Here is a 17,165-nt window from a genome sequence, read left to right as displayed (position 1 = left end):
CGGTCTGGAATGGCCTTTTGCGGGTGGTTTTTATCCCGATTTCCAGGGTTTGCTTGCATGAAATACATTAAATCGATGACGCAGCAGAAGCTGAGCTTCTTGCTTGCGCTCTATATCGGCCTGTTTATGAATTGCGCAGTGTTTTACCGCCGGTTCGGCAGCTATGCGCAGGAATTTACCGTCTGGAAAGGCCTCTCGGCAGTGGTTGAACTTGGGGCCACGGTTCTCGCCACGTTCTTCTTACTCCGTCTGCTTTCCCTGTTTGGTCGCCGCGCCTGGCGGGTTCTGGCTACGCTGGTGGTGCTGTTCTCCGCGAGCGCCAGCTATTACATGACCCTCCTGAACGTGGTGATCGGCTACGGCATTATTGCCTCCGTGATGACCACGGATATCGATTTATCGAAAGAGGTCGTCGGCTGGCACTTCATTTTGTGGCTGGTGGCGGTGAGCATTCTGCCGCTGGTCTTTATCTGGAGTAACCGCTGTCGTTACACCCTGCTGCGGCAGTTACGCACGCCGGGCCAGCGCGTTCGCAGCGTGGCGGCGGTGGTTCTGGCTGGGGTGATGGTGTGGGCGCCGATTCGCCTGCTCGACGTTCAGCAAAAGAATGTTGAACGAACAACGGGTATCGATTTGCCGAGCTATGGCGGCGTGGTGGCGAACTCTTATTTACCGTCGAACTGGCTATCGGCTTTAGGGCTGTACGCCTGGGCGCAGGTGGATGAGTCGTCGGATAATAACTCGCTGATGAACCCGGCGAAGAAGTTTACCTATGTTGCGCCAGAAGGCATTGATGACACGTATGTTGTGTTTATCATCGGCGAAACCACGCGTTGGGATCATATGGGCATCTTCGGCTACGAGCGGAACACGACGCCGAAGCTGGCGCAGGAAAAAAATCTCGCGGCGTTCCGGGGTGAGTCGTGTGATACCGCGACCAAACTTTCGCTGCGCTGTATGTTTGTGCGCGAGGGTGGCGCGTCGGAGAATCCACAGCGTACGCTGAAAGAGCAAAACATTTTTGCGGTGCTGAAGCAGTTAGGGTTTAGCGCCGATCTGTATGCGATGCAGAGCGAAATGTGGTTCTACAGCAATACGATGGCGGATAACATTGCCTACCGCGAGCAAATCGGCGCAGAGCCGCGCAACCGGGGTAAGACGGTTGATGATATGTTGCTGGTGGATGAAATGCAGCGTTCGTTAGCGCAAACCCCTGACGGGAAACACCTGATCGTAATGCATACCAAAGGGTCGCATTATAACTATACGCAGCGGTATCCCCGCAGTTTTGCGCAGTGGACGCCGGAGTGTGTCGGCGTTGACGATGGCTGCACAAAAGCGGAGATGATCAACTCTTACGATAACTCGGTGAGCTATGTTGATCACTTTATTACCCGCGTGTTCGATCAGCTGCGCGATAAGAAAGCCATTGTGTTTTACGCCGCCGATCACGGCGAGTCGATCAATGAGCGCGAGCATTTGCACGGCACGCCGCGCAAGATGGCGCCGCCAGAACAGTTCCGGGTGCCAATGCTGGTGTGGATGTCGGATAAGTATCTGGAGAACCCGCAGCATGCGCAGATGCTTGCGCGCCTGCAACAGGCGGCGGCGATGAAAACGCCGCGCCGCCATGTGGAGCTGTATGACACGGTGATGGGATGTCTCGGTTACACCTCGCCAGATGGCGGAATTAACAAAAACAACGACTGGTGCCATATTCCGGCTGAACAGAATGCAGCGGTGCAGTAAGCGGTCTGCTGACTTTCTCGCCGATTGAATGGCATTTTCAAACTAAGGGATTGACGGGCGCGCACCTGAGCAGTAAGATGCGCCCCGCATTCGGTGATTGGCGCAGCCTGGTAGCGCACTTCGTTCGGGACGAAGGGGTCGGAGGTTCGAATCCTCTATCACCGACCAATTCAGAAAAGCCAGCCCACGGGCTGGCTTTTTGCTGTCTGGAATTCAGCATTGTAGGCCTGATAAGCGCAGCGCCATCAGGCAGGATCGATCGCTCATTTTCGGTAACGCCGGATGGCGGCGCAGGCGCCTTATCCGGCCTACGGCTCAGTATTGTAGGCCTGATAAGCGAAGCGCCATCAGGCGGGCTCGGTTGCCCACTTTCGGCAACGCCGGATGACGGCGCAGGCGCCTTATCCAGCCTACGGCTCAGCATTGTAGGCCTGATAAGCGCAGCGCCATCAGGCGGGATCGGTCGCTCACTTTCGGCAACGCCGGATGGCGGCGCAGGCGCCTTATCCGGCCTACGGCTCAGCATTGTAGGCCTGATAAGCGCAGCGCCATCAGGCGGGATCGGTCGCTCACTTTCGGCAACGCCGGATGGCGGCGCAGGCGCCTTATCCGGCCTACGGCTCAGCATTGTAGGCCTGATAAGCGCAGCGCCATCAGGCAGGATCGGTCGCTCATTTTCGGTAACGCCGGATGGCGGCGCAGGCGCCTTATCCGGCCTACGGCGCAGCATTGTAGGCCTGATAAGCGAAGCGCCATCAGGCGGGATTGGTAGCTCATTTTCGGCAACGCCGGATGGCGGCGCAGGCGCCTTATCCGACCTACGGCTCAGCATTGTAGGCCTGATAAGCGCAGCGCCATCAGGCGGGATTGGTAGCCCACTTTCGGCAACGCCGGATGGCGGCGCAGGCGCCTTATCCGGCCTACGGCGATTTCGCCATTGGCAAAAAATGTGCATCACTTCTCACTGTTTGTTCACGTTTTTGTGACATATTCCATTGTCTTTTTTTATCTTTGCTTAAATTTTTTTTTGCGTTACTTATGGCTGAGCCCAGCATTTTCCGCTGTGCGTTTTAGCGTTCGTGATATTAATCGCTCAGATATGCAGCATTTCGTCAGAAATTTTTCACAATCTGCACAAACGTTAATCACCAAATGTTGCGAAATATGAAGCGATTAATTCTGGTGTTAACGGAGTAGCACAAATTTCCCTGCTGAAAATAGTCGTTTGAAGTTTTTTTAATCTTTGTTTGTGAATTCTCACCGTTGTTGTAAATCATGGTTGCCTGTATTGACGTTTTCACATTCTGTTGACAGATTGTAGGGCATGAGGGGCATTTCATGGAGAATCCGCACTGCAACTCAGGCGCTTATGTGAACGGAATCCCCATCCTCTTAACGCCGACCCGGCCGGGTAAAAAACAAAAAAGGCCAGGCGGTGCAAACCCACTGCAAAGGGTAAAACAACAACATCACATTTGGAGCAGAAGAATGAGTATTTCCTTGAAGAAGTCAGGGATGCTGAAGCTTGGTCTGAGCCTGGTGGCCATGACCGTCGCAGCAAGTGTACAGGCTAAAACTCTGGTTTATTGTTCAGAAGGTTCTCCAGAAGGCTTCAACCCGCAGCTGTTTACCTCCGGCACTACCTATGACGCCAGCTCAGTACCTATCTATAACCGTCTGGTGGAATTTAAAATCGGTACAACCGAAGTTATTCCAGGCCTCGCTGAAAAGTGGGATGTCAGCGAAGACGGCAAAACCTACACCTTCCACCTGCGTCAGGGCGTGAAGTGGCAGGACAGCAAAGACTTTAAACCGACGCGCGATTTCAACGCCGATGACGTGGTGTTCTCGTTCGATCGTCAGAAAAATGCCGAAAACCCGTACCACAAAGTGTCCGGCGGCAGCTATGAATACTTCGAAGGGATGGGTCTGCCAGACCTGATAAACGAAGTGAAGAAAGTGGACGATAGCACCGTTCAGTTCGTGCTGACCCGTCCAGAAGCGCCGTTCCTCGCTGACCTGGCGATGGACTTCGCCTCCATCCTCTCTAAAGAATATGCTGACAACATGCTGAAAGCCGGTACGCCGGAGAAAGTGGATCTGAACCCAATCGGTACGGGGCCGTTCCAGCTGTTGCAGTACCAGAAAGACTCCCGCATTCTGTATAAAGCGTTTGATGGTTTCTGGGGCACCAAGCCGCAGATCGACCGTCTGGTGTTCTCCATTACGCCTGACGCGTCCGTGCGTTACGCCAAGCTACAGAAAAATGAGTGCCAGGTGATGCCGTACCCGAACCCGGCGGACATCGCGCGCATGAAGCAGGACAAAAACATCAACCTGATGGAGCAGGCGGGTCTGAACGTCGGCTACCTCTCTTTCAACACCGAGAAGAAACCGTTTGATGACGTGAAAGTCCGTCAGGCGCTGACCTACGCGGTGAACAAAGAAGCGATCATTAAAGCGGTTTATCAGGGCGCGGGCGTTGAAGCCAAGAACCTGATTCCGCCGACCATGTGGGGCTATAACGACGACGTTAAAGACTACAACTACGATCCAGAAAAAGCCAAAGCGCTGCTGAAAGAAGCGGGCCAGGATAAAGGCTTCACCGTTGAACTGTGGGCGATGCCGGTACAGCGTCCGTACAACCCGAACGCTCGCCGTATGGCTGAGATGATTCAGGCTGACTGGGCGAAAATTGGCGTACAGGCCAAGATTGTCACCTACGAGTGGGGTGAATACCTCAAGCGTGCGAAGTCAGGCGAACATCAGGCGGTGATGATGGGCTGGACCGGTGATAACGGGGACCCGGATAACTTCTTCGCGACCCTGTTTAGCTGCGCTGCGGCGAAAGACGGTTCTAACTACTCTCGCTGGTGCTACAAGCCGTTTGAAGACTTGATTCAACCGGCGCGCGCCACTGACGACCACAACAAGCGTGTTGAACTCTACAAACAGGCTCAGGTGGTGATGCATGACCAGGCGCCTGCGCTGATCATCGCTCACTCCACCGTGTACGAACCTGTGCGTAAAGAAGTCAAAGGCTATGTGGTTGATCCTCTGGGCAAACACCACTTTGAAAACGTCTCTGTCGAATAATTAAAAGCCAGGGGTGCCTGAGCACCCCATGCCCGGCGGCGCTGCGTTTGCACGAACCTACGATCGTAGGCCGGGTAAGCGCATCGCCACCCGGCGTAATGCTTTACCCCACGGCGGCGTATGCCGTGGGATAAGATTTGTGAGCAATACAGACGCACTGTCACCAGGCGGCGCGTCATTAGAGAGAATCCGGGTTATGTTGCAGTTCATCCTCCGACGTTTGGGACTCGTCATCCCCACGTTTATCGGTATCACCCTTCTCACCTTTGCCTTCGTCCATATGATCCCGGGCGATCCGGTCATGATCATGGCAGGTGAGCGTGGTATCTCTCCTGAGCGTCATGCTCAACTGCTGGCTGAACTCGGTCTGGATAAACCGATGTGGCAGCAGTACCTCCATTACATCTGGGGGGTGATGCATGGCGATTTGGGCATCTCGCTGAAAAGCCGTTTGCCGGTGTGGGACGAGTTCGTGCCTCGCTTTAAAGCGACGCTGGAACTTGGCGTCTGCGCCATGATTTTCGCCACCGCAGTAGGGATTCCGGTCGGCGTGCTGGCCGCCGTGAAGCGCGGTTCCATTTTCGATCATACCGCTGTTGGCCTGGCGCTGACCGGTTACTCTATGCCTATCTTCTGGTGGGGCATGATGCTGATCATGCTGGTATCGGTGCAATGGAACCTGACGCCGGTTTCCGGGCGCGTCAGCGATATGGTGTTCCTTGATGACTCCAATCCGTTAACCGGCTTTATGCTGATTGACACGGCTATCTGGGGCGAAGAGGGCAACTTTATTGATGCTGTCGCGCACATGATCCTGCCTGCGATGGTGCTCGGTACGATACCGCTGGCGGTTATCGTGCGTATGACCCGCTCCTCCATGCTGGAAGTGCTGGGTGAAGATTATATCCGTACCGCGCGCGCCAAAGGTCTCACAAGGATGCGCGTCATCATCGTACACGCGCTGCGTAACGCGATGCTGCCGGTCGTGACCGTTATCGGTTTGCAGGTAGGGACGCTGCTGGCAGGGGCGATCCTGACCGAAACCATCTTCTCGTGGCCTGGCCTTGGCCGTTGGCTGATTGATGCGCTGCAACGACGCGATTATCCGGTTGTACAGGGCGGGGTGTTACTGGTAGCGACGATGATTATTCTCGTCAACCTGCTGGTCGACCTGCTGTACGGCGTGGTGAACCCGCGTATTCGTCATAAGAAGTAAGGGGCCATCATGTCACAGGTTACTGAAAATAAAGTTATCTCTGCACCGGTGCCGATGACCCCGTTGCAGGAGTTCTGGCACTATTTTAAACGCAACAAGGGTGCGGTTGTCGGTCTGGCGTATGTCGTCATCATGATCCTGATTGCGGTGTTCGCGAACGTCATCGCGCCGTATAACCCGGCAGATCAGTTCCGCGATGTGCTGCTGGCGCCGCCTGCGTGGCAGGAAGGCGGCAGTATCGCGCACCTGCTGGGAACGGATGATGTCGGTCGCGATGTGCTGTCGCGTCTGATGTATGGCGCACGTCTGTCGCTGCTGGTGGGCTGCCTGGTGGTGGTGCTGTCGCTGGTGATGGGGATTGTGCTCGGCCTGGTCGCGGGTTACTTCGGCGGCATTGTTGATAACATCATCATGCGCGTCGTCGATATCATGCTGGCGCTGCCAAGCCTGCTGCTGGCGCTGGTGCTGGTGGCGATCTTTGGCCCCTCTATCGGTAACGCCGCGCTGGCGCTGACCTTCGTGGCGCTCCCGCACTACGTGCGTCTGACCCGCGCCGCCGTGCTGGTGGAGGTGAACCGCGATTACGTTACCGCTTCCCGCGTGGCGGGCGCAGGCGCGATGCGCCAGATGTTCGTCAATATCTTCCCGAACTGCCTTGCGCCGCTGATCGTTCAGGCGTCGCTCGGTTTCTCTAACGCCATTCTCGATATGGCCGCCCTGGGCTTCCTCGGCATGGGTGCGCAGCCGCCGACACCGGAGTGGGGCACTATGCTCTCCGACGTGTTGCAGTTCGCACAAAGTGCCTGGTGGGTCGTGACCTTCCCGGGTCTGGCGATCCTGCTGACGGTGCTGGCATTTAACCTGATGGGTGACGGTCTGCGTGACGCGCTCGATCCCAAACTGAAGCAGTAAGAGGTTCGAGATGGCGTTATTAAACGTAGATAAATTATCGGTGCACTTCGGTGACGAAGGTACGCCGTTTCGCGCGGTAGACCGCGTAAGCTACAGCGTAAATCAGGGCGAAGTCGTTGGTATTGTCGGCGAGTCCGGCTCCGGTAAATCGGTTAGCTCGCTGGCGATTATGGGGCTGATTGACTTCCCGGGCCGCGTGATGGCGGAAAAACTGGAATTCAACGGCCAGGACTTGCAGCGCATCTCTGAGAAAGAGCGCCGCAACCTGGTGGGCGCGGAAGTGGCGATGATCTTCCAGGACCCGATGACCAGCCTGAACCCGTGCTACACCGTAGGTTTCCAGATTATGGAAGCGATTAAGGTGCATCAGGGCGGCAACAGGAAAACCCGTCGGCAGCGGGCGATTGACCTGCTGACTCAGGTGGGGATTCCCGATCCGGCGTCGCGTCTGGATGTCTATCCGCACCAGTTGTCCGGTGGGATGAGCCAGCGCGTGATGATTGCCATGGCGATTGCCTGTCGTCCGAAACTGCTGATTGCCGATGAACCGACCACTGCGCTGGACGTGACCATCCAGGCGCAAATCATCGAACTGTTGCTGGAATTGCAGCAGAAAGAAAATATGGCGCTGGTGCTGATTACTCACGATCTGGCGCTGGTGGCGGAAGCCGCGCATAAAATCATCGTAATGTATGCCGGACAGGTGGTAGAGACAGGGGCGGCGCACGATATCTTCCGCGCGCCGCGTCATCCGTATACGCAGGCGTTGCTGCGCGCACTGCCGGAATTCGCGCAGGATAAAGCGCGCCTGGCGTCGCTGCCGGGCGTGGTGCCGGGAAAATATGACCGCCCGAACGGCTGTCTGTTGAACCCGCGCTGCCCGTATGCCACGGATAAATGCCGTAGCGAAGAGCCGGATCTGAATCTGCTCGGCGATGGCCGCCAGTCCAAATGCCACTATCCACTCGATGATGCCGGGAGGCCCACACTATGAGTACGCACGAGGCCACCTTGCAACAGCCGCTGTTGCAGGCTATCGACCTGAAAAAACACTACCCGGTGAAGAAGGGGCTGTTTGCGCCCGAGCGCCTGGTAAAAGCGCTGGATGGCGTATCGTTCACCCTTGAGCGCGGCAAAACGCTGGCGGTCGTGGGCGAGTCCGGCTGCGGGAAATCCACGCTGGGTCGCCTGCTGACGATGATTGAAACGCCGACCGGCGGAGAATTGTATTATCAGGGGCAGGATCTGCTCAGGCACGATCCGCAGGCGCAAAAACTGCGTCGGCAGAAAATCCAGATTGTGTTCCAGAACCCGTATGGTTCGCTGAACCCGCGTAAGAAAGTGGGGCAGATTCTGGAAGAGCCGCTGCTGATCAACACCTCGCTCAGCAAAGAGCAGCGTCGTGAAAAAGCGCTGGCGATGATGGCGAAAGTCGGTCTTAAAACCGAGCATTACGATCGCTACCCGCACATGTTTTCCGGCGGCCAGCGTCAACGTATTGCTATCGCCCGCGGTCTGATGCTTGACCCGGACGTGGTGATCGCCGATGAACCGGTCTCCGCGCTGGACGTTTCCGTGCGCGCGCAGGTGTTGAACCTGATGATGGATTTGCAGCAGGAGCTGGGGCTGTCTTACGTCTTTATCTCGCACGACCTGTCGGTGGTCGAACACATTGCCGATGAGGTGATGGTGATGTATCTCGGCCGCTGCGTGGAGAAAGGGACGAAGGAGCAGATCTTTACCAACCCGCGCCATCCGTATACGCAGGCGCTACTCTCCGCGACGCCGCGTTTGAACCCGGATGACCGCCGCGAGCGCATCAAGCTGACCGGCGAGCTGCCAAGCCCGCTGAATCCGCCGCCGGGCTGCGCCTTCAACGCCCGTTGCCGTCGTCGCTTTGGCCCCTGCACCCAGTTGCAGCCGCAGCTTAAAGATTACGGCGGTCAACTGGTGGCCTGTTTCGCCGTCGATCAGGATGAGAACCCACAGCAATAACTGTTGGTTATTGCCTCATAACCGGAGCCTTGTGCTCCGGTTTTTTTATAATCCTTTTTTGGCTCCACAATGTGAGTCCATCGGCAGAACATTATCCCATAGCGACTAGAATGTAAGCAGATTTCTGATTGCCACAGAAATATCTGGAGCCAACGTGGTCACGATACGCTGGGATATTAAAACAATCGATCGTCTGTCTATGGTTGAGGATGTCCTCAAGGAGTTTTCCTGCCGCGATATTAATATTATCTCCATGAAGGTCACGCCGGGTCGGATTCTGATTAAATCCTGGTGCCGCCATTTGCAGGATATTTCCAGCGTCCAGACCTGCCTCAATCAACATGCCGACATTATTAATGTCGCTTATCTCTCTGAGAATCTTTCTGAACTGGCCACGCCCGAACTGACGCGACCGCGCTATTTCTCCGACATTATCTGTAGCAGCCAGAGTATGCAGGTGCTGATTGAAAAAGCGCTAAAAATCGCTGACAGCAAATATACCGTCCTGATCCGTGGTGAGACCGGCACGGGTAAAGAGTTGCTGGCGCGCGCCATTCATAATTCCGGGCAGCGGCGCTTTTATCCGTTTATCCCCGTCAACTGCTCAACGCTGCCTGAGGCATTGATGGAGAGCGAACTTTTTGGTTATGAAAAAGGGGCGTTCAGCGGTGCGGACGGCAGAGGGAAAAAAGGGTTGTTTGAAATGGCGGATAAGGGAACGCTGTTTCTTGATGAATTTGGCGAAATGCCGCTGAATTTACAGGCCAAGCTGCTGCGGGTGCTTCAGGACGGCGGCATCCGCCGCGTCGGCGGGGCGCAGGTGATCCCGGTTAACGCGCGTATTATTGTCGCCACCAACGCGAATCTGGAAGAGATGGTCGAACAGCGCCTGCTGCGCGCCGATCTCTGGTATCGCATTAACGTACTGACGCTCACGATTCCGCCGTTGCGCGAGCGCCCTTCGGATATCACTTTACTGATCCGCCATTTTGTACAGAAATATGCCAAAGAGTTTCAACGGCGGCTGATACTGGACAAAGCCTGTTTTGAGTCACTGCGTCACCACCACTGGCCGGGCAACGTTCGCGAACTGGAGAACACCATTATCCGTCTGATGCTGATGTCAGAAAGTGATGTCATCACCTGCGATGATTTGGGGCTTTCAACGGTGTCACAAGCGTTGCCGGGGCATCCCGACCGCCCCTTCAAAGAGCAGGTGCAACATGCTGAGCGGCAGCTGATTGAGCAGATGGTGGAAGAGAATGTCTCCTCCCGGCATATCGCGAAAGCGTTGGGGGTTTCGCACACGACGGTGCTGAATAAAATACGCAGCTACCAACTGGAGGGGGTGAGTTAAGCGCCGCCAGGAACCGACGGCGCACGGAACGCGTTATTCAATCAGCTTCAGGAGCGGCGACAGGCACAGCAAAATCCCATACAGCAGAATCAGCCAGGTTTTCAGGCCGCGCAGTTTTTCCAGTTGCGTGACTTTATAGATCAGGAAAAAAGGGATGATGCACGACACAATGCCGTACAGCGGGCTACCCAACTGGAAGAACACCAGCACCGAGACGCGGAACGATACCCAAATGACCAGCGTGATAACGATAAAGGTACAGATGCCAAGCGTCAGCGCCAGCGGATTGATCTTCTCCACGTCGATAACCCGACTCAGCACGTTGAGAATGATGCCCTTAATCGCTTCATGAAAGCCCAGGTAAATACCGAAGAAGGCGGTGAGAACCGCAAAGATATTCAGTACCGTTGAGGTGAAATGAATGATCTGTCCGGGAATGACCTGCGCAGCCAATGCCAGCGCGGAGATATTCTGCTCAAAGGCGGAAACGGCTTCTTCGTGGCTGATGGAGAAGGTAAACGAAAACGAGAAGAACAGGATCACGGCAATCAGCGTGATATAGCTGATGCGGTGGGTACGAATTGCCATGCGCGTCGCCAGCACCCTGTCGGCTTCTCGTTTGCGGTAGGCAATGTTCATCGGGTTCAGCACCTGAATAAACACCGCCGAGAAAAAACAGAAGGGGACGGTGAGCAGCACATCGCGGAAGAAGACCGACGCCTGCGGGAAGGCCGTAATATTGCTGAAGTTCCAGTGCGGAATCATCGCGAAACCGAAGATCAGGATGATGCCTACTTTCACCACCACCATAGGGCCGGAGATTTTAAACAGCAGCTTTTCTCCACCGGAGGCGATAGCGACCAGTACGGCGAAGATCGCCACTTTATAGAGGATGGACTGCGAGAGATCGGCATCGGTCAGACCGAAAGTTTTAATGTACGACGCGCTGTCGAAAACCACGGATAAAGAGTAGATAAAAATGCCGTGGATAATCATCAAAAAGTAGATCACGCCGAGGAAGACGCCCCAGTTTTTCCCCAGGTAATGACTGATAATATCGGTGTAGTCATTACAGGTTTCACTTTCTGATAACGTCTTTAAGTAAATATCCTGCACGATATAGGTTGCGGGGTAGGCGATAATAAACGCGGTGATAAAGACCCAAATTCCTTTTAGCCCAATCTGTACCGGCATTAGCACCGTTCCGGCGCCAATGGCCATGCCGATACATAACAGCACCCAGCCAAAATCGTATTTCGTAAACGGTAGTTTTCCTGAGAACGCTGCGGTGGTCGCTTTACTGTTGCTTAATTGTAATGTGTTGTCCTGCATAGAGCCCCCTGCCCAAAATACGCGTCACCCCGGGAAGGATGATGCGTATAGCCAGGCCGTTGTGCCTTGATTCTCAACAGCCGGAGCCGACGCAGGCCAGCTCCGACCGTAATGGTCAGAATGTCGCCTTTCTGATGGCGTGTTCAAGGTCGTTAATAATATCTTCTGGATCTTCAAGACCCACAGAAAGACGGATAAGCCCGTCGGTAATACCTGCTTTAAGCCGTTCCTCTGGCGCAACAGGCGAATGTGTCATAGACGCAGGGTGCTGAATGAGGGTTTCGGTATCACCGAGACTGACCGCGAGGAGGCACAATTCTACCGAATTGATCATGCGTCTGCCAGCCTCCAGGCCACCCGCGATTTCGAAGCTGATAATGCCGCCGGGCAGGCTCATCTGGCGTCTGCCAAGTTCATACTGCGGGTGCGAAGGAAGCCCCGGATACCAGACGTGGGTAATCTTCGGATGGCTTTCCAGGAAACGGGCGATTTTCAGCGCGTTCTCGCAGTGGCGTTCCATGCGAATCCCCAGCGTCTTCACGCCGCGCAGCGTCAGCCAGGCGTTAAAGGGGCTCATGCAGCCGCCGGTGATATCCTTCAGCCCGATAAACCGCGCCTGATCGACAAACTCCTGCTTGCCGACGATGACTCCGCCAATAACATCCCCGTGTCCGTTGATGTATTTCGTGACGCTGTGAACCACGATATCGGCTCCCTGGAGCAGGGGTTGCTGGCAGTACGGCGACATAAAGGTGTTATCCACAACCAACAGCACGCCCCGCTGATGGGCGATCCCGGCGACCGTTTCGATATCGACCAGGGAGAGCGTTGGGTTGGCGGGCGTTTCGATGTACACCACTTTGGTTTCCGGGCGGATGGCTTCGCGGATCTCATCCGGGTTGGCGGCATTAACGAAACTCACGTCAATACCGAACTTCGGTATGCTGTGCGACAAAAATGCGTGCGTGCAGCCATAAATCGCGCTGGCTGAGACAATGTGATCGCCCTGCTCACAGAGCGTCAGCAGCGTGGTGGTGATGGCGGAAATACCGGACGCGGTCGCCAGCGCCGCTTCGCCTCTTTCCAGTACCGCCAGCTTTTTCTCCAGCGCGTCCGTCGTGGGGTTGCCCAGGCGGGTGTAAATGTACCCGGACTCTTCGAGCGCAAAGCGGGCGGCCCCCTGTTCGGCGCTGTCGAAAACAAACGTCGACGTCTGGAAGATTGGCGTACTGAGCGCGCCAGTTGAAGGATCGGGTTGTTGCCCCGCGTGAACGATCTGGGTGTTGAATCCGTAAGTACGACAGTCAGACATGATATCTCCTTTGATTCGGAACAGAACAGCTCACACTCAAATAGCAATCGCTGTGCCAGAAAAGGAGTTTTTATATATCAACGAGTTAGTGGGTTTCGTTTTTTACGGGTCGTCAGAAAAGTTGCCAGCTGGCAAGAATCTTTCCAGCGTGTTGCGGCGCTTGCGCGAGTTTTGCCGGATGGCGACGAAAGCGTCTTATCCGGCCTACAAATCGGCATAATTTCAGGAGATTGTGCCTGACCTGTAGGCCTGATAAGCGTAGCGCCATCAGGCCTTTTTCGTTTACTGCGGATAAGGCACCCAGTCGCCGCCGTTCAGACGCACATACGGTTTACCCTGATACTGGATAACCACCGCGTTGGCGTTTTCAGCGACCGGCGCGGTCTGCGGCAACCCACGGGTGAGCTGATCCCAGTTGACGTTGTCTTCGACAAACAGTTTGCCATCAAGGGCGCGCACCACCAGTTCGGAAATCGCCAGGTAGCTGCTCGGCTGGTCAATCTCAATCGATGCGCCCTGATGAGGCGTTTTCATACCGAAGAATTTCACCGCTGCCGGTACGTTGGTGATAGACGGGCTGGGGATGTCGCGTAGCCCGGAAACCTGCATTCTGTCGCCTTTGAGCGCGCCGCCGTGTTCCGGGACCATCACCACCATCACTTTACGGCCCGATTTCTCCAGTTCGGTAAAGAAGGCGTCCAGCTCATCGAACAGCTTTTGCGCGCGAATTTTGTAATCCGCCGTTTTGCTGACGCCAGGGAAGTGGTTCCCGTCGTGCAGCGGCAGCGTGTTATAGAACGTTGCGCTACGCGAGTTCTGATCTTTCTCGGTGGTTTCCAGCCAGCGATTGAGCACGGCGGTGTCGTCATAAACCGGAGAACCGTCAAAGCCCAGCAGCGTGACGGGCAGCCCTTTTTGATCCATCAGCTCCGTCTGCATACCGCCATTCTCACGTACTTCTTTCAGGAAGCCGCCGAATTCGCCGTTATGACCCATCATCAAATGCTGCGTGAAGCCCAGCTTCGACAGGTTATCAAACAGGTAGCAGTCGTTGCCTGCCGGTTGATACAGATTCGTGTGCGACGACTGGCCGCAGCTGGCGCGCAGCAGGCGGATCGCCGCCGGGCCGCTGTAGGAGGTGGCGGAGTTAAAGTGCTTAAACAGAATATCGAAATGCGACCATAACGGATGTGACATCAGGCCTGCGGCTTCAACATCAGACCACGAGAGGGAACAGATGTTGATCACCAGCAGTTCAAACGGCTGCGCATCGGCCGGCAGCGCCGTCGGGAACGGCGTTTTTCGTTTTTCTTCCGCGTTATAGAAGGTGTTCAGCCACGCGTTCAGATTGGCTGAGGTCGGAGGTGCGGTCTGCGCCGGGATATCGCCGACCACCGGGGTGTCTCCTGCCGTTGCGACCGTCGCCGCCGCAGAGCCGCCGGTGGTCGTCACCGTGTCGGTCGGCTGGCCGCCAGGCCACAGCGTAAAGACTGGCCCTGTCAGCGTCAGCACGTTCAGCCAGATCATAATGGCGACAACAAAAAGAGTGACCCGAATCCACTGCGATAAAAACAGCCAGGCGACGAGCAGCACAAACACGGCGCCGATCATTTGCCAGTTGATAAAGCGAGTCACCAGATCGAGCATATAGTCCGCGCTAAAACCCGCGACCTGCGAGCCCTGACTGATAATGCTTTGTGGGCCAGGCAGCCAGGTGTCATGCCAGAAAAGCGCAAAGCCGATTGGGATAGCGACCCAATGGCGCAGGCGGTGCAGGCTGAGTTTGGGGACTGGCATTAACAAAAAGGCCATGAAGACCAGGTTCTGCAACGGATGGAAGTTGAGATATCCCGCCCAGAGCAGGCCAAACTTTACCAGAAAGTAGAAATTCCAGCCCGCAAGGCCGCGCCAGTATTGCCAGAGTGGTGAAGGCATGGATGAGGTTTGAGTATGCTGAGTCATTTTTTGTCTGCCTTGACGTTTGTTGCACGGCGCAAGGTTCCGGCGGGTTTTACATAACGGGGTCTGGCGAATAACAGTCGGGCTGTGTTACGGATGCGGCGAAGCGAATGGCGCGCCAGATAGCCCAGAGGAAAAAAGATCAGCGCGCAAAAGACGATGATCTGGATGATATCGTTGACGTTCATCATTGTGGGCGCTCCACGCTGTCATCCAGCAGTCGTAAGGGTTCGGGAATACGTCGCCAGACCCGCCCGTCATGCTCGGCATTGAGCACAGGGTTCGGCCCCTGAGTCAGCGGCAGCGGTGTGCCCCACAGTTCAGGCGACAGCAGGCGCATTTGCACGAGTTCAGCGCTGATTTGGTTATCTTCGAACCAGACCATGCGGTTGGAAAAGATATCGCCGGTCGGCAGCGGGAAGATATGGTTCAGCGCAGTGTCCAGATCGTTGACCCGACAGAATGATAAAAACAGCACCAGCCGGTTGCCGCCGATAGTCATGATATCGCCGGTACGGTTTGGGCGGCAGAGCGTCAGCGCCTGCTCGATGCGGATACCCGGCACCGGGCGCAATGCGACCATCACGCCTTTCCCGTCAGCGGGCAGCAGCGTGTTGCTCATCATGTTATGTACGGCTTCGCAGAAGACGTCCCATGTCTGGAAACCGCGCAGCTTCATGGGCTGCGTCATCGACAGGAGTGTGGCGATCTCTTCCGGGACGTAGCGGCTGAATTGCTGTCCCTGCACGCTTTCAATCAGCGTCAGGCAGCGGGAAAGCGGCGCATTCCACGGAATAACCATATTCGCGCCGCAGCCTAATAGCAGTCGCTCGTCGGTTGCCCGCAAACTGGCGAGATTTTCGCGGACGATAATTTTCAGCGCGCTTCCGCGCTGGCGGCGCAGCGTATGGATATTTCGCGCCATGGGTTCGATTTGGCTATTTTGCGTCAGGGAGAAGATGATCGTCGCCGCCTGCGCAGTTCGCGCCTCGTTGAACAAGGTTTGGTTATTATCAAAAAGCGCCCAGTGTTCCGACAGCGGCGGAGCGCCTTCAAGAACGGTGATATTGCTGAGGATGCGTTTTTCGTCGCTGCGCGGCTGGATGTTTGCCTCTTCCTTGTGGGCCAGCTCCCAGTGCGCATCTTTATGGCGCAGCGTCAGTTGTTGCCGGGCGCTGACCCCTTTTTCGCTGCACCAGAACGCGATGTCGAACAGATGCTGGTCGCCCTGAAAACGTAAGCTGGCAAGGCCGAAAAGCGAACGATACTCCCCCATCAACAGGGAGAACTGTTTGTCATTATTATTTCCAGGGTTAATAACCAGAAGCGAACAGTGATGGAACCGGGTCCATTTATTCATTTTTTCCAGCCACTGATGAAGGCGTTCCCCTGATATATTTTGCCAGGCGTTATTCGCGCAAAGGAGAATGAAAAAGTAATGTGTAGGATCAACAGAACAAAGCAAATCGCGGGGCAAGAAGTATAACCCCTTTTCAGAATCCGGCATTGAAAATAACTGGATTTTTTCCGGGCCGTGAGATTCATCTAATTTGATTAATTCACCCGGATCGCTGCCCATACAAATGACCGCGACTTTCGCGTTCCCTGCCTGCGAGGCAATCGTTTGATTCACCAGGCTGATGGCATCTTCATTGCGATCAGCGTCAACCCACCAGACACCGCCGGCAGGCATGTGGCGTAGTTCATCCCATAATGATGAGATGCCGATAGAAAATACGGGGTCCACAGCGTCCCTCTTGTCGCTATTTTATCTGTTTATCAGTTTACTAGCGAAAGCTCAGAAATAAACCTAACATTGAAATTAAAACACATCAGATTTAGCATATGAATCAATTCGGCGGGCAGGAAGCCTTGCGACCTCGGTCATGGTGTTTTCTTTACTCTTACAGTTTGCGTAACGGAAAGGCGAGAAATGAACGATCCCCTGCATTGAAGATTAACAGTGAAGAGGGGGGGATGCTGCCAGAAAAATTGTCTGAAGCATGGTGAGTATATTCAAAAGGGACACAATACAGAATGTATAACAACAACGAACCTGACTCTCAGTTTGATTCAGCATTGGGCTATACCTTTCAAAATGATTTTCTGGCGTTAAGTCAGGCTTTCTCCTTGCCCGAAATAGACTATACCGATATTTCCCAACGCGAACAGCTGGCTGCGGCGATTAAACGTTGGCCTTTATTGGCTGAATTTGCGCAACAACCATCATAAGGGAG

13 protein-coding genes and 1 tRNA gene are annotated in these 17,165 nt (G+C 55.1%); 9 read left to right on the top strand and 5 right to left on the bottom strand.

The window, feature by feature from the left end:
- Window positions 1–57 precede the first annotated feature (57 nt).
- From eptB to OGV83_RS08910, 8 genes are all read left to right on the top strand, one after another.
- Complete coding sequence (gene eptB, locus OGV83_RS08945; RefSeq protein WP_115180997.1) at window positions 58–1,749, top strand: kdo(2)-lipid A phosphoethanolamine 7''-transferase; 1,692 nt, start codon at window positions 58–60, stop codon at window positions 1,747–1,749.
- Between the two features lie 91 nt (window positions 1,750–1,840).
- Window positions 1,841–1,917: transfer RNA gene (locus OGV83_RS08940), tRNA-Pro, on the top strand.
- Between the two features lie 1,320 nt (window positions 1,918–3,237).
- On the top strand, window positions 3,238–4,845 hold the full coding sequence (gene dppA / locus OGV83_RS08935) for a dipeptide ABC transporter periplasmic-binding protein DppA (protein WP_286463449.1): 1,608 nt from the start codon (window positions 3,238–3,240) through the stop codon (window positions 4,843–4,845).
- 196 nt (window positions 4,846–5,041) lie between these two features.
- Entirely contained in the window at window positions 5,042–6,061 is a 1,020-nt protein-coding gene (gene dppB, locus OGV83_RS08930) for a dipeptide ABC transporter permease DppB (protein WP_012135677.1), read from the top strand.
- Window positions 6,062–6,070: 9 nt separating this feature from the next.
- Window positions 6,071–6,973, top strand: a complete 903-nt coding sequence (gene dppC / locus OGV83_RS08925) for a dipeptide ABC transporter permease DppC (RefSeq protein WP_012135676.1) — start codon at window positions 6,071–6,073, stop codon at window positions 6,971–6,973.
- 10 nt (window positions 6,974–6,983) lie between these two features.
- Window positions 6,984–7,967 (top strand): dipeptide ABC transporter ATP-binding protein, encoded by a 984-nt coding sequence (gene dppD, locus OGV83_RS08920; RefSeq protein ID WP_012135675.1) that lies wholly within the window; start codon window positions 6,984–6,986, stop codon window positions 7,965–7,967.
- Window positions 7,964–8,968 (top strand): dipeptide ABC transporter ATP-binding subunit DppF, encoded by a 1,005-nt coding sequence (gene dppF, locus OGV83_RS08915; protein WP_049009744.1) that lies wholly within the window; start codon window positions 7,964–7,966, stop codon window positions 8,966–8,968. The genes dppD and dppF overlap by 4 nt, the downstream gene beginning before the upstream one ends.
- A gap of 154 nt (window positions 8,969–9,122) precedes the next feature.
- Window positions 9,123–10,325, top strand: a complete 1,203-nt coding sequence (locus OGV83_RS08910; RefSeq protein ID WP_058668255.1) for a sigma-54 interaction domain-containing protein — start codon at window positions 9,123–9,125, stop codon at window positions 10,323–10,325.
- Between the two features lie 33 nt (window positions 10,326–10,358).
- Here OGV83_RS08910 and OGV83_RS08905 read toward each other — a convergent pair whose 3' ends face one another.
- The 5 genes from OGV83_RS08905 to bcsE all read right to left on the bottom strand — a co-directional run bounded on the left by OGV83_RS08905 (window position 10,359) and on the right by bcsE (window position 16,675).
- Window positions 10,359–11,657 (bottom strand): aromatic amino acid transport family protein, encoded by a 1,299-nt coding sequence (locus OGV83_RS08905; RefSeq protein WP_110493675.1) that lies wholly within the window; start codon window positions 11,655–11,657, stop codon window positions 10,359–10,361.
- Window positions 11,658–11,772: 115 nt separating this feature from the next.
- Complete coding sequence (gene megL, locus OGV83_RS08900; RefSeq protein ID WP_115181000.1) at window positions 11,773–12,969, bottom strand: methionine gamma-lyase; 1,197 nt, start codon at window positions 12,967–12,969, stop codon at window positions 11,773–11,775.
- Between the two features lie 282 nt (window positions 12,970–13,251).
- Window positions 13,252–14,931: a cellulose biosynthesis protein BcsG gene (bcsG, locus tag OGV83_RS08895; protein ID WP_049009740.1), complete on the bottom strand. Its 1,680-nt coding sequence runs from the start codon at window positions 14,929–14,931 to the stop codon at window positions 13,252–13,254.
- A complete protein-coding gene (gene bcsF, locus OGV83_RS08890; RefSeq protein ID WP_012135666.1) occupies window positions 14,928–15,119 on the bottom strand; it encodes a cellulose biosynthesis protein BcsF in 192 nt (63 codons plus the stop codon). The genes bcsG and bcsF overlap by 4 nt, the downstream gene beginning before the upstream one ends.
- Complete coding sequence (gene bcsE, locus OGV83_RS08885; protein WP_071259270.1) at window positions 15,116–16,675, bottom strand: cellulose biosynthesis c-di-GMP-binding protein BcsE; 1,560 nt, start codon at window positions 16,673–16,675, stop codon at window positions 15,116–15,118. The genes bcsF and bcsE overlap by 4 nt, the downstream gene beginning before the upstream one ends.
- A gap of 290 nt (window positions 16,676–16,965) precedes the next feature.
- Here bcsE and bcsR point away from each other — a divergent pair, with 290 nt between their 5' ends.
- The gene (bcsR, locus tag OGV83_RS08880; protein WP_012135663.1) at window positions 16,966–17,160 is read left to right on the top strand and encodes a cellulose biosynthesis protein BcsR; all 195 of its coding nucleotides are present in this window, start codon (window positions 16,966–16,968) and stop codon (window positions 17,158–17,160) included.
- Window positions 17,161–17,165 lie beyond the last annotated feature (5 nt).

This window comes from Citrobacter sp. CK189, from assembly GCF_030333505.1.
GTDB lineage: Bacteria > Pseudomonadota > Gammaproteobacteria > Enterobacterales > Enterobacteriaceae > Citrobacter_B > Citrobacter_B koseri.
Note: the sequence above shows the minus strand (reverse complement) of the source record. Positions and strands in the feature narration are given on the sequence as shown.

Bases quoted from the DNA above. Each gene is read 5' to 3' on its own strand.
- eptB (WP_115180997.1), top strand. From the start codon at position 58: ATGAAATACATTAAATCGATGACGCAGCAGAAGCTGAGCTTCTTGCTT.
- dppA (WP_286463449.1), top strand. From the start codon at position 3,238: ATGAGTATTTCCTTGAAGAAGTCAGGGATGCTGAAGCTTGGTCTGAGC.
- dppB (WP_012135677.1), top strand. From the start codon at position 5,042: ATGTTGCAGTTCATCCTCCGACGTTTGGGACTCGTCATCCCCACGTTT.
- dppC (WP_012135676.1), top strand. From the start codon at position 6,071: ATGTCACAGGTTACTGAAAATAAAGTTATCTCTGCACCGGTGCCGATG.
- dppD (WP_012135675.1), top strand. From the start codon at position 6,984: ATGGCGTTATTAAACGTAGATAAATTATCGGTGCACTTCGGTGACGAA.
- dppF (WP_049009744.1), top strand. From the start codon at position 7,964: ATGAGTACGCACGAGGCCACCTTGCAACAGCCGCTGTTGCAGGCTATC.
- OGV83_RS08905 (WP_110493675.1), bottom strand. From the start codon at position 11,657: ATGCAGGACAACACATTACAATTAAGCAACAGTAAAGCGACCACCGCA.
- megL (WP_115181000.1), bottom strand. From the start codon at position 12,969: ATGTCTGACTGTCGTACTTACGGATTCAACACCCAGATCGTTCACGCG.
- bcsG (WP_049009740.1), bottom strand. From the start codon at position 14,931: ATGACTCAGCATACTCAAACCTCATCCATGCCTTCACCACTCTGGCAA.
- bcsF (WP_012135666.1), bottom strand. From the start codon at position 15,119: ATGATGAACGTCAACGATATCATCCAGATCATCGTCTTTTGCGCGCTG.
- bcsR (WP_012135663.1), top strand. From the start codon at position 16,966: ATGTATAACAACAACGAACCTGACTCTCAGTTTGATTCAGCATTGGGC.